At 72.6% G+C, this 12,568-nt stretch carries 9 protein-coding genes; 5 read left to right on the top strand and 4 right to left on the bottom strand.

Annotation, left to right across the window (positions count from 1 at the left end):
* Position 1: 1 nt before the first annotated feature.
* Together DFR74_RS10345 and DFR74_RS10340 are read right to left on the bottom strand one after the other, a co-directional pair.
* Positions 2 to 328: an MGMT family protein gene (locus tag DFR74_RS10345; RefSeq protein WP_067510004.1), complete on the bottom strand. Its 327-nt coding sequence runs from the start codon at positions 326 to 328 to the stop codon at positions 2 to 4.
* A gap of 3 nt (positions 329 to 331) precedes the next feature.
* On the bottom strand, positions 332 to 1,105 hold the full coding sequence (locus DFR74_RS10340) for an alpha/beta hydrolase (RefSeq protein WP_067510002.1): 774 nt from the start codon (positions 1,103 to 1,105) through the stop codon (positions 332 to 334).
* Between the two features lie 138 nt (positions 1,106 to 1,243).
* Here DFR74_RS10340 and DFR74_RS10335 point away from each other — a divergent pair, with 138 nt between their 5' ends.
* The 3 genes from DFR74_RS10335 to DFR74_RS10320 are packed head-to-tail and all read left to right on the top strand — an operon-like array spanning position 1,244 to position 9,630.
* A complete protein-coding gene (locus DFR74_RS10335) occupies positions 1,244 to 4,981 on the top strand; it encodes an ATP-dependent helicase (RefSeq protein WP_067510168.1) in 3,738 nt (1,245 codons plus the stop codon).
* Positions 4,978 to 8,967 (top strand): ATP-dependent DNA helicase, encoded by a 3,990-nt coding sequence (locus DFR74_RS10330; RefSeq protein ID WP_084537754.1) that lies wholly within the window; start codon positions 4,978 to 4,980, stop codon positions 8,965 to 8,967. Before DFR74_RS10335 ends, DFR74_RS10330 begins: the two co-directional genes overlap by 4 nt.
* 39 nt (positions 8,968 to 9,006) lie before the next feature.
* Positions 9,007 to 9,630, top strand: a complete 624-nt coding sequence (locus DFR74_RS10320; protein ID WP_067510000.1) for a DUF1345 domain-containing protein — start codon at positions 9,007 to 9,009, stop codon at positions 9,628 to 9,630.
* 69 nt (positions 9,631 to 9,699) lie between these two features.
* Here the strand turns inward: DFR74_RS10320 and DFR74_RS10315 are convergent, their stop codons facing one another.
* Positions 9,700 to 10,095 (bottom strand): DoxX family protein, encoded by a 396-nt coding sequence (locus DFR74_RS10315; protein WP_067509998.1) that lies wholly within the window; start codon positions 10,093 to 10,095, stop codon positions 9,700 to 9,702.
* Positions 10,096 to 10,267: 172 nt separating this feature from the next.
* On the opposite strand from DFR74_RS10315, the gene DFR74_RS10310 reads away from it, so the two are divergent.
* Together DFR74_RS10310 and nudC are read left to right on the top strand one after the other, a co-directional pair.
* The gene (locus DFR74_RS10310) at positions 10,268 to 11,305 is read left to right on the top strand and encodes a potassium channel family protein (RefSeq protein WP_067509997.1); all 1,038 of its coding nucleotides are present in this window, start codon (positions 10,268 to 10,270) and stop codon (positions 11,303 to 11,305) included.
* Positions 11,306 to 11,330: 25 nt separating this feature from the next.
* Positions 11,331 to 12,230, top strand: coding sequence for an NAD(+) diphosphatase (gene nudC, locus DFR74_RS10305; RefSeq protein WP_067509996.1), 900 nt, complete (start codon positions 11,331 to 11,333; stop codon positions 12,228 to 12,230).
* A 37-nt stretch (positions 12,231 to 12,267) separates the two neighbouring features.
* On the opposite strand, the gene DFR74_RS10300 is transcribed toward nudC, so the two are convergent.
* Positions 12,268 to 12,498, bottom strand: a complete 231-nt coding sequence (locus DFR74_RS10300) for a mycoredoxin (protein WP_084537753.1) — start codon at positions 12,496 to 12,498, stop codon at positions 12,268 to 12,270.
* Between the last annotated feature and the right edge of the window lie 70 nt (positions 12,499 to 12,568).

Here is a 12,568-nt window from a genome sequence, read left to right as displayed (position 1 = left end):
GTTAACCCGTGGCGGGCGGCCGTTCGGGAGGTTCGGGAAACGGGAACCGCGCGGCCCGCAGGTCCACCCGGTCGTCGCGGATCGGCACGCCTTCCTCGGCCAGCAGCCGCAGCTGGCGTCCCCGCAGGTGCGCGGCCGGACGCCCGCTCGCGCCCAGCACCCGGTGCCAGGGCAGGTCGGCGGAATCGGTGCGCATGATCCACCCGACCGTGCGCGGCGTGGACAGCCCGGCCGCCGCGGCGATATCGCCGTAGGTCGCCACCCGCCCGCGCGGGATGCTCGCCACCAGGGCGCGGACCAGCTCGATCTCGGCGTCGGTGGTCGCCATGGTCTACAGCGCCGCGCGGACGAGCGCCGCGGTCTCGGCGGGCCTGGCCTGGGCGATCATGTGGTCGCAGTCGAATTCGCGGACGGTGAGCGCGGTGCCGAGCCGCTCGGCCAGCGCGGCGCGGAACTCGGCGCTCACGAACGGCGGCTGTACCTTCATGGCCTGCGCGAGCACCGTCGGCAGGCCGGCGGGCGGCAGGATGAAGGGGCGCGCGAGCTGCCCCCAGTAGGACGTGACGGCGGGCAGGCTCAGCCGCCAGCCCACCCGGCCGCCCTCGGTGGGGACCAGGTGCTCGGCGAGTTCGATATCGAGGAGCCGGGGTTCCACCTCATGCCAGGAACTGGCGAGTTTGTCGCGGCGGGCGTGTTCGACGTCGGCGAAATCGGGCTCGGCGAGCGTGCGTTCGGCGATGTCGGCCAGCAGCGCCGGGTCCACCGCGATCGCCGGGTCCAGCAGCACCAGGCCGCGCACGAACTCGGGGTGCGTCGCCGCCAAGTGGATCCCGACGGCGCCGCCGAACGAGTGGCCGACCACGAGGACCGGCCCGTCCTCGTCGGCGAGCAGCACGGCCAGGTCGGCGACGACGGTCTCGAAATCCCACGGCGGCAACGGCGTCGAGCGCCCGTGTCCGCGCAGGTCCGGCGCGATCACCCGGACCTCGGGCAGATGCTCGGTGGCCAGTGGTTCCCAGCGCCTGCCGTGTCCGGTGAGCCCGTGCAGGGCGAGGACGGCGGGACCGGAAGCGGGACCGAAACGGTGGACGTGGAGTGACGGCACCGCACCATTGTGTCGGGTCCCGGCGGGCGCGGCATCCCGGTGACCGCGCGGTGTCGGCGAGGTGGCCGTGACGTGCACAACGCCCGCACACGGCGGGCCGCGATCCTGTCGGCCCGGTCTGTTGCAATAGCCGCTGTGGTGCGATCGGATAGCGCGGTGCGACTTGTGCGCCGGAACGCGACGACACCCCGGGCGCGGATCTGGGGTGCCGACGTGCGCGCGCTGTTCGACTCGGCGGCGGGCGCGGGTCCGAGGCGGCCCGGTTGGCAGCCGTGGCAGGTGCTCGGCGGGCCGGGCACCGGCAAGACCGCGCTGCTGGTCGACCTCGCGGCGGGGCGGGTCGCGGCGGGGGAGAATCCGGAATCGGTGCTGGTCCTGACCCATTCCAAGCGGGCCGCGCGCGAGGTGCGCGACGCCGTCACCGCGCGATTGACCGCCCCCGGATCGGAGTCCGGCGGGGTGCCGGGCGCGACGCGGGAACCGCTGGTGCGCACCCTGCACTCCTACGCGTTCTCGGTGCTGCGCAGGCACGCCGCCGCCCACGGCAACCCGCCGCCGCGTTTGCTGACCGGTGCCGAACAGGATGCCGTGCTGCGCGAACTGCTGCGCGGCGACCTCGAGGACATCGCCGCCGGCGCGCACGCGCTGTGGCCGGAACGGTTGCAGCCCGCGCTGGGCTTGGCCGGGTTCGCCGACCAGTTGCGCGACCTCATGCTGCGTGCCACCGAGCGGGGGCTCGGGCCGGAGGATCTGGAGCGGCTCGGTCGCGAGCACGGCAAACCGGAGTGGGAGGCGGCGGGGCGGTTCGCCGCGCGCTACGAGCAGACACTGCTACTGCGGTGGTCGGTGGGCGTGGAGGCGCCGGAGGCGACGGCGCCCGCGCTGGATGCCGCCGAGCTGATCGGCGCGGCGCTGGACGCGCTGGCGATCGACGCGAACCTGCTCGCCGAGGAGCGGGCCAGGATCCGGTACCTGCTGGTCGACGACGCGCAGCACCTGGACCCGCAGGCCGCGCTGCTGGTGCGGGTGATCGGCGCGGCCGCGCACACCGCGGTGGTGGCGGGCGATCCGGACCAGGCGGTGTTCGCGTTCCGCGGCGCGGACCCGTCGTTCGCGGCCGACCCCGGTGGACCGGAGGAACGGCGAATCGTGTTGCGCCGCAATCACCGTTCCGGCGCGCAGGTGCGGTTGGCGGTGTCGCGGGTCGCTGCCGAGTTGCCGGGGAGCGCGCCGCAGCGGCCCGCGCGACTCGCGCGCGAGCAGCTGCCGGAGGACGACGGCACCGCGGTGCGCGTGCGGGTGCTCGCCACGCCCGCCAAGGAAGCCGCGCTGATCGCGGACCATTTGCGGCGGGCCCACCTGACGGCCGGTGTGGCCTGGTCGGACATGGCGGTGATCGTGCGCTCGGTGCCGCTGTCGCTCGCGCCGCTGCGCCGCGCGCTGCTCGCGGCCGGGGTGCCCGTGCACCAGCCCGCGCCCGATGTGCCGCTGGCTCGTCGGCGGGGTGCCGCGTGGATGCTGCTGGCCTTGCGGGCGCTGCTGGCGGGAGAGCGCGCGGACCCCGAGATGTTCACGGCCGAGGACGCGCTCGACCTGTTGTCCGGGCCGCTCGGGGGTGCCGATCAGATCGCGCTGCGGCGCCTGCGGAGGGGATTGCGGCGCGGGATTCTGGAGGCGGAGCGGGCTGCGGGGTGGGTCGCGCCCGCGGTGGACGGGGTGTCGTCCACGGAGGGGACGCCGTTCGTGGGCGAGAGGCCTTCTGCGGGTGACGCTTCGCCCGAGGGCGGCGTGATACCGCTGGACGATGCGCCGCCCCTCGAGATGCCGCCCGAGGAGGACGATGTACCGCCACCCGATCCCGCCGACGAGCGGGGGTGGGTGGTCGATGAAACCGAATGGCGACAGGACGATCTGAGCTGGGGGCTGGAGCCGGACGATCGCGTCGCGGACGATTCGCCGGTCAAACATCCTGTGGTGGAGGGTGAATCGGAAACTCCCGCCGACGGCTCACCGGTCGAGCATCCTGTGGCGGAGGACGATCCTGAATCCCCCGCCGACGGCTCGGATGGTGAGTCCGCCGAACAGGTTTCGCTTCTCGACCGCTCCTCCGCCGAGGTGCTGCGGGAACTCCTCGTCGGCGGCGGGGACCGTCGCTTGCTGGAGCGGCTGACCGATGTGGAGGCGGCGCCCCTGCGGCGCGTGCTCACGGCGCTGGAGCGGGCGCGCGCGGCGCGCGGTCGTGGCGCCGGACTGGAGGACGTGCTGTGGGCGCTGTGGAGGGCGTCCCGGCTGGAGCGGCGGTGGGTGGCGCAGTCCGAGCGCGGAGGCGCGGTCGGGATGCAGGCCGATCGCGACCTCGACGCCGCCGTCGGGCTGTTCGACGCGGCGGCGGCCTACGTCGACCGGTTGCCGCGCGCCGGTCTCGAGGGTTTCGTGGAATACCTGCTGGGACAGGAGATTCCGCAGGACGGCGCGCCGGTGACCGCGCCGGGCGAGGCGGTCGAACTGCTCAGCGCGCACGCGGCGGCGGGCCGCGAGTGGGACGTGGTCGCCATCGCCGGTGTGCAGGAAGGCATCTGGCCCAACCCGCGCCCGCGCGGCACCCTGCTGCACACCGAGGACCTCGTAGATCTCACCGCGGGCATCGCGCTCACGGGGGAGCCGGTGAGCCGCACCGCCCCGATTCTGGCCGAGGAACGCAGGCTGCTGCTGGTGGCGTGCAGCCGCGCCCGGCGCTCGCTGCTGGTGACCGCCGTCGAATCGGTCTCCGGGGAGCGCGATCTCGTGCCCTCCCGCTTCCTCTCCGAACTGCTCGGCCACGACGACGACACCGAGCCGGGCGCGCTGCCCGTCACCGATCCGGGACGCGCGCTCGTCATGCACGCGCTGGTGGCCGAACTCCGTGGCGCGGTGTGCGATCCGGAATCCGATCCGGAGCGCAGGTCGCGTGCCGCGCGGGAGCTGGCCCGGCTCGCGTACGCGGGCGTCCCCGGCACGCACCCCGAAGAGTGGTACGGCACAGCGGATCTCAGCTCGCACGACACGCTGTGGGACGACGAGGACAGCGCCGTCGCGCTCTCGCCCTCCACCGTCGACCAGCTGCGCACCTGCCCGCTGCGCTGGGCACTGGAGCGCCACGGCGGCACCGACGGCGACAACCGGCACGCCGTCCAGGGCAACCTGGTGCACACCCTCGTGCAGGCGTTGGCGGGCAAGGTTCCCGAGTCGCAGGTGCGCGCCGCGCTCGACAAGACCTGGCGCGCCGTCGATCCCGGCACCGGCTGGCATTCCCGCCAGGAACTGCGCCGCACCGAGGCCATGCTCGAGACGTTCCTGGCGTGGGTGCGCAACACCAGGGGCGAACTCACCCAGGCCGGCGTGGAGGTGCCGGTCGACTGCGTGCTGCCCGCGCGCGCGGAAGACGAACGCCCCGTGCGGATCCGGGGCCGCGTCGACCGGCTGGAGCGCGATGCCGAGGGCCGCTACGTCATCGTCGATGTGAAGACGGGCAAGAATCCGATCACCAAACAGGCCGCCGCCGACCACGCCCAGCTCGCCACCTATCAGGTCGCCGCGGCGCACGGCGCGCTCGACGCCGAGAACGACGGTGCGCCCGCCGAATCCGGCGCCGTGGCCGAACCCGGCGGCGCGCGGCTGGTCTACGTCGCCAAACCGAGCAAGGAGGGCGCCACCGAGCGCACGCAGGACCCCCTCGGCCCCGACTCACTGGAGGAGTGGCGCGAGACCATCCACGAGGCCGCCGCCGCCACCAAGGGCCCCAGCTTCCTGGCCATGCGCAACGACGGGTGCCGCCACTGCGCGGTCGCGGGCAGCTGCCCGGTGCAGGACACCGGAAGACAGGTGACCGACGAGTGAACACCGCCGCCGTGTCGCCGCAGCGGATCGCCGAGGCGCTCGGCCTGCCCCCGCCCACCGAGGAGCAGAGCGCGGTGATCGCCGCCCCGCCGGGGCCCACGCTGGTGGTGGCGGGCGCCGGCGCGGGCAAGACCGAGACGATGGCCGCGCGCGTGGTGTGGATGGTCGCCAACCGGCTGGTCACGCCCGAACAGGTACTCGGCCTGACCTTCACGCGAAAAGCCGCGCAGCAGTTGACTTCTCGTATCCGCACCCGCCTCGCCCGGTTGGCCGGGTCGCCGCTGCTGCGCGAACTGGACCCGACGGGGGAACTGCGCACCCGGCTCGCGGGCGCGGAACCCGAGATCAGCACTTACCACTCCTACGCGGGGCGGCTGCTCGGGGAACACGGCTTGCTGCTGCCCGTCGAACCGTCGGCGACGCTGCTCACCGAGACCCAGCTGTGGCAGCTCGCGCACCAGGTGGTGCGCACCTGGGACGGCGATCTGGAGACCGAGCGCACGCCGGTGTCGGTCACCGAGGCGGTGCTCGCGCTGTCGGGGCAGCTGGCCGAACATCTCGTGGAGCCCGAACAGCTCGCCGAGGCGCACACCGACCTGGAGAAGCTGGTGTTCTCGCTGCCGCCGGGACCGCGCCAGCGCGGCGGGCCCAGTCAGAACTTGCAGGGCTATGTGAAGGCCCAGCGCGAACGGGTGGCGCTGCTGCCGTTGGTCCGGCAACTCGGTGCGGCGTTGCGGCGGCGGGGCGCACTGGATTTCGGCGCGCAGATGTCGCTGGCCGCGCGGCTGGCCGCCGAACATCCCGAAGTGCCGGCGTCGGAGCGGGGGCGGTTCCGGCTCGTCCTGCTCGACGAGTATCAGGACACCGGCCATGCCCAGCGAATCCTGTTGTCCGCCTTGTTCGGTGGACTGCACGACGACCCGGGGGAGCAGCGGCTGGCGGTGACCGCCGTCGGTGATCCCATGCAGTCCATCTACGGCTGGCGCGGTGCGTCGGCGGCGAACCTGCCCCGGTTCGCGACGGACTTCCCGCTCGCGCCCGGTGTGCCGGCGCCCACGTTGTCGCTGCTCACCAGCTGGCGCAATCCGCCCGAGGCGCTGGCGCTGGCGAACCTGGTGTCGGACCCGCTACGGCAGCGCGCGCTGGAATCCGGTGGCGTCACCGTGGACGCGCTGCGCGCCAGACCCGGTGCGGAGGCGGGCGCTGTCGCGCTGGCGTTGATCGAAGACATTGCGGCGGAACGTGAGTGGGCGGCCGAGCGGATCGCCGCCGAATGGGCCGCCCGGCACGCCGCCGGAGCGTCGCCGCCCACGTCGGCGGTGCTGGTGCGCCGCAACGCCGATGCCGCGCCGCTCGCGGAAGCGTTGCGCGAGCGCGGATTACCGGTGGAGATCGTCGGCCTCGGTGGGTTGCTCGCGACGCCCGAGGTGGCCGATGTGGTGGCCACGCTGCGGCTCATCGCCGAGCCCGGTGCGGGCAGCGCCGCCGTGCGGGTGCTCACCGGGGCGCGCTGGCGGATCGGTGTCGCGGATCTGCGGGCGTTGGCCCGGCGCGCGCGGGACCTCTCGATCGGGCGGCCGACCGGTGACGCCTCCGACGCGATCACCGACGGCGCCGCGCTCGACAACGCGCTGCGCGAGGTGGCGCCGGAACCCGCCGAACAGGCGGGACTCGCCGACGCGATCGCCGATCCCGGTCCGGCGGAACACTATTCGGAGGCCGGATACGCGCGGATCGTAGCCCTGGCCCGCGAGCTGGCGGCGTTGCGCGAGCGCAGCGGGCAGCCGCTCACCGAACTGGTGGCCGACGTGGAGCGCACCATCGGCGTCGGCGTGGAAACCCAGGCCCGCCGCGCCATGGCGGGCACCGGCGCGGGTCGCGAGCATCTGGACGCCTTCGCCGAGGTGGTGGCCGGGTACGCGGCGGATTCCCGTGCCTCGCTGGGCGGGTTGCTGGCCTTCCTCGCCGCCGCCGAATCGGTGGAGAACGGGCTCGAGCCGGGGGAAGTGGAGGTCGCCAAGGACCGGGTGCAGGTGCTCACCGTGCACGCCGCGAAAGGGCTGGAATGGGAGATCGTCGCGGTGCCACACGTGTCGGTGAAGGTGTTCCCGTCGGGTGCGGCCTCGGCGACGTGGTTGGGGGCGCTGGCCGAGCTGCCCACCTCGTTGCGCGGCGACCGCGCGACCGAGGACGCCGCCGACGGTGTGCCGGTGCTGGACCTGTCGGATCTGCACGACCGCGCCGAGCTGGAAGCCGCGATCAACGACCACAAGGCCGCGCTGGACCGCCGCCGCCTCGACGAGGAACGGCGGCTGTTCTACGTCGCGCTCACCAGAACCGAACGGGTGCTGCTGGTTTCGGCCCACCACTGGGCCGAGACAGGCAACAAGCCGAAGGGCCCCTCCGACTTCCTGCTGGAACTGAAGGCCGCGGCCGAAACCCCCGGCACGCCCGCCCACGGCACGGTCGAGATCGCCCGCTGGGACGACCCGCCCGAAGCGGGCACCGCCAACCCGTTCACCGACAACCCCGCGACCGCCGAATGGCCCCGCGACCCCCTCGGCTCCCGCCGCGACCCGATCGAAGAGGGCGCGGCGCTGGTGCGCACGGCGCTCGCCGAACTGCGGGCGCAGGAGGCCGCGGCGCGGACGCGGAAGGTGAACCATGTTGCGCCCGAGAGTTATCCGGCTGCGGGCGAGCGGTCTGCGGTGTCGGGCGTGGTGTCGCAGCCGGAAGGTGGCGCGTTCGCCGGGCGACCGGGGCGGCGTCGGCATACGTCGGCCGATCGCGACTCGGCACTGTCGGACGCGGGTTCGCGCGAGTCCGGGAGTCGTGCGCCCGCCGAGCCGGACGCGCTGTTCGAGTTCGCCGATCTCGCCGCAGACGGGGACGCGCCTCCACCCGACGGCTTCGCCCCGCCGCCCGAAGGCTTGGTGCCGCCGCTGGATGATTTTGTGCCGCCGCCCGACGGATTCGTGCCGCCGCCGGATGAATTCGCCCCGCCGCCAGAAGGTTTCGCCTCCCCAACAGACGCCCCAGCGTCCCCGGCCAGTCCGAGTCCGCAGACCCTCGCGCCGTCCGAGGTCTCCCTCGCGCACCCACCGCACGGTGCTGATTCGCCGACGCACGAGTTCGCCTCCGTCCCACCCGACGACGCCTACTTCGCCGCCCTGTTCGCCGACGACGAGGCGCCGTTCCCGGAGGACTTCGAACCGCCGCCCGACGAAGGGGCGTTCGCGGCGGGGCCCGTCGATCCCGACGACCCCGAGGGCTGGAAGGCCGACGTGGACGCGTTGCTCGCCGAGTTCGAGGCGAGCCGGGCCGCGGAGCGGGAAGTGGAACTGCCTGGCCAGATTCCGGCGACGGCGCTGGTGGAGATGCGGGCCGATCCGGAGCGGCTGGCGCGGCGGCTGCGGCGGCCGCTGCCGTTCCCGCCGGACCCGATGGCCCGGCGCGGCACCGCCTTCCACGCGTGGGTGCAGCGCTGGTTCGCGGGCACCCGCCTGCTGGGTTTGGACGAACTGCCCGGCGCGGGCGGCGCCACGGCCGACGCGGGCGCCGACGCCGAGCTGACGAAGATGCAGGACGCGTTCCTGAATTCGCCCTGGGCGCACCGCAGTCCGCTCGAGGTGGAGGTGCCGTTCGAGACCTCGATCGCGGGCACCGTCATCCGCGGCCGCATGGACGCGGTCTTCGCCGAGGGCGACGGCTGGCTGGTCGTGGACTGGAAGACCGGCGCGCAACCCGGCCCCGACGACGAACCCGCGGTCGCCATGCAGCTGGCCATCTACCGCCTGGCCTGGGCCCGCCTCATGGTCGCCCGCCACGGCGGCACCGAGCGCGAGATGCTCGAAAAGGTCGGCGCCGCATTCCATTACATCCGCTCGGGCCGCACGATCGCCCCCGGCACCCTCCCCGGCCCCGACGAACTGGCCGACCTCATCCGCTCCTCCGCCCCACCACGTGATCCGCCACCGACTCTGTGACGATATTGCCCACCGCCGCCCCTTCACCAGGAGACATCGATGATCCGATACGCACTGGCCGGAATCTCGTTCGTGGTCGAATTCGCGTTGATCGCGGTCGGCGTGGTGGTGGTGCTCACCGCCGATTCGGTGGGCGCGCTGCTGCTGTGGGACGCGCTGGCCGTGGTCTACCTCGGTGTGCGCCTGGCCTGGCTGTATCACGACCGGTGGTCGGTGGGTGATCGCGAATTGCGCGGAGTGGCGCGCGATCCCACCGCCCGGTTCTTCGCCCAGGTGTTCACCGTGCTGTGCAGCGTCATCGGCGTGACGGCGGGCCTCGCGATCTCGGTGCGCCCGGAGCAGGGCGCGGTGCCCACCCAGGTGGCGGCCGTGCCCGCGGTGCTGCTGGCGTGGACGCTGCTGCACTTCGCCTACGCCGAGCGGTATCGCGAGTCCTACGTCGCCGCGCTGCCCGAGCGCGTCCTGGACTTCCCCGGCACCCCGTCGCCGCGATTCGCCGATTTCGTGTACTTCTCGTTCACCATCGGCACTTCGTTCGCCGTCTCCGACGTGACGATCCGCGACACCCGCGTGCGACTGGCCGCCGTGATCCACGCGGTGCTCGGGTTCTTCTACAACGTCGCGGTCCTCGGCATCGCGGTCCGCTACCTCACCGAGGGCTGATGCCGGCCGGCCACAGCGTCGTCGCGGCCACTCGGGCTGCCGGCCGACCGCCTCGTGCTCCGAGAGCGCTCAGCCCCGGCCGACCTTCAGCGCGGCGACGATCAGCGGGATCTGCAACGGCAGGCGCAGGATCGTGCCCACCTTGAACGCGGGCGAGGCCTTCTCGCTGCGGCTCACATCGATCGCCATCTGCACGTTCGCGGGGAACACCGCGACGAACAGCAGCGCCGCCAGCTTGCCGCCCAGGGACCGGGTCCGCGGGGCGGCCAGCGCGGCGGCGACACCGAGTTCGGCGACACCCGAGGCGTAGGTGTAGTCGCGGGGTTCGCCGGGCAGCGCACGCGGCACGATCGCGTCGAACGGCTTGGGCATCACGAAGTGCAGGATCCCGGCGCCGAACAGCAGAGCCGCGAGTGCGAGGGCGGGTGTGCGGCTGTCGCCGGCGGGGGATTCGATCTCTGCCATGGTTACCTACCTTGGCATTCGCCGGGCGCTCGCGTCGAGTCCGGGCACCGGCCGATCGACCCGGTAGGCTCCCGGATTGTGCCGGAGGGAGAGACAGTGCCGGAGATAGCCGCCACAGCGGCGCGGCGGGCGGGTGTGCGCGATGTTTCTGGGTGATATCAGGAATCGTGTCATGCGGCCGAGCAAGGCGTCGGGGCCCGACTTCGCGCTGGTGGGTGTATTGCGCATCCCCGCGCCGCAGATCAGTCCGTGGGTATCACTGTGGCGGCGTGTGCTGTTCGCGATCGCGCTGCTGTTCTTGGCCGCGACCGTGGTCTACATCGGCCGCGACGGCTACCGGGACAACACCGGGACCGAACTGTCGTTCCTCGACGCGTTCTACTACGCGACGGTGTCGCTGTCGACCACCGGATACGGCGACATCATCCCGGCCTCGCCGGGGGCGCGACTGGCGAACATCATCATCATCACCCCTTTGCGCGTCCTGTTCCTCATCGTGCTGGTCGGTACCACCATCAGCGTGCTCACCGAACGGTCCCGGCAGGCGTTCAAGATTCAGCGCTGGAGGCGCAAAGTGCGTAATCACACGGTTGTGGTCGGCTACGGAACGAAGGGGCGCACCGCCATCGACGCCATGCTCGGCGACAGCGTGCAACCCGGCGACATCGTGGTGGTCGACACCGATACCGTCGCCCTGGAGCGGGCCGCGAACGCGGGCCTGGTGACGGTCCACGGTTCGGCCACCCAGTCCGATGTGCTGCGGCTGGCCGGCGTGCAGCACGCGTCGTCGGTGATCGTGGCGACCAACCGCGACGACGCGGCGGTCCTGGTAACGCTGACGGCGCGCGAGCTGAACAAGACCGCCAAGATCGTGGTGGCCATCCGCGAGGCGGAGAACATGCACCTGCTGCGTCAGTCCGGCGCCGACTCGGTGGTGGTGTCCTCGGAGACCGCGGGGCGCCTGCTCGGCATCGCCACCACCACGCCGACCGTCGTGGAGATGATGGAGGACCTGCTCACCCCGGAGGAGGGGTTCGCGGTCGCCGAGCGTGAAGTCGAGGACTCCGAGATCGGAGGTTCGCCACGACATCTCAAGGACATCGTGCTCGGCGTGGTGCGCGACGGCGAACTCATCCGGGTGGGCGATCCGGCCGTGGACGCCGTCGAGGCGGGCGACAAACTGCTCTACATCCGGCGTGCGGCGAAGTAGCACCGCGCGGAAGTAGTCTCGAAGCGTGTCTTTTCAGCTGAACGGCATTCCCCTGCTGTCGCGCGCCGCCGTCGACCGCGCCGACGAACTCCGCACCGACGAGCACGCGCTGAAGGAGGGCTGGGCGGGCGCGGGACTGTTGCGCGTCAACCGGCGCGGCCAGGTCCGATTCGACGGCGGGGTGCTGGTGCTGGAGGCGGCCGCCGACCTGTCGGCCGAGCCGAGCCAGGAGGCGGTGTTCCTCGGCATCGCCGAGGGACGGCACCTGTGGGCGGTGCGCGACGACGCTCTGGCCGGGGAGCTGACCGACCTGCGCGCACTCGCCGCGGAGATCGATGATTTCACCGCCGGACTGCTCACCTCCGCGCTCGCGCTGCTGAACTGGCACGACAAATCGCGCTACAGCGCCTACGACGGGTCGCGCACCACCGCCGGCAAGGCCGGGTGGACGCGGGTGACCGAATCCGGGCACGAGGAGTTCCCGCGCATCGACCCGGCCGTCATCTGCCTCATCCACGACGGCGGTGACCGGGTGCTGCTCGCGCGTCAGCACGCCTGGCCGAGCACCCTGTTCTCGCTGCTGGCCGGATTCGTCGAGGCGGGCGAATCGCTGGAGCGCTGCGTGGAGCGGGAGATGCGCGAGGAAGTCGGTCTCGACGTGCGCGACATCCACTACCTGGGCAGCCAGCCCTGGCCGTTCCCGCGCTCGCTCATGCTCGGATTCGCCGCCGTCGCCGACCCGGAGCAGCCGCTGGTGTTCTCCGACGGGGAGATCGCCGAAGCGCACTGGTTCGGCAGGGACGAGGTGCGCGAGGCATTGGCGGCGGGCGACTGGTCGGCGCGGCGTGCGGACGCGCGACTGCTGCTCCCCGGGTCGATCTCCATCGCGCGCACGATCGTCGAGTCCTGGGTGGGCGTGGCCTGACCGGTCGGGGGATGGCCGACCGGGCGTCCGTGGCCGGTCAGGCGATCTTGGCGAGCGCCTGCTGCACGGCCGCCAGCGACGGGTTGGTCGCCGTGGAACCGTCGGCGAACTTCACCGTCGGCACCACGTGGTTGCCGTTATTGACGCTGCCGACGAACTCGGCCGAGGCGGGGTCCTGCTCGATATCGACCTCGACGTAGGTGATACCGGCCTCGTCCAGCTGCTTCTTCAGCCGTCGGCAGTAACCGCACCAGGTGGTCGAGTACATCGTCAGGGCGGGGCTTACTTCAGTCACGCGGAGATTCAACGCGGCCGCGCGCGGCGGTGTTCCACCGGCC

Source organism: Nocardia puris, assembly GCF_003315035.1.
Classification (GTDB): Bacteria; Actinomycetota; Actinomycetes; order Mycobacteriales; family Mycobacteriaceae; genus Nocardia; species Nocardia puris.
The sequence above is the reverse complement of the archived record's forward strand: the minus strand, read 5'-3'. Positions and strand labels throughout refer to the sequence as shown.

Coding starts and splice junctions, on each gene's coding strand:
- DFR74_RS10345 (WP_067510004.1), bottom strand. CDS start 328: ATGGCGACCACCGACGCCGAGATCGAGCTGGTCCGCGCCCTGGTGGCG.
- DFR74_RS10320 (WP_067510000.1), top strand. CDS start 9,007: ATGATCCGATACGCACTGGCCGGAATCTCGTTCGTGGTCGAATTCGCG.
- DFR74_RS10310 (WP_067509997.1), top strand. CDS start 10,268: ATGCGGCCGAGCAAGGCGTCGGGGCCCGACTTCGCGCTGGTGGGTGTA.
- DFR74_RS10315 (WP_067509998.1), bottom strand. CDS start 10,095: ATGGCAGAGATCGAATCCCCCGCCGGCGACAGCCGCACACCCGCCCTC.
- DFR74_RS10300 (WP_084537753.1), bottom strand. CDS start 12,498: ATGTACTCGACCACCTGGTGCGGTTACTGCCGACGGCTGAAGAAGCAG.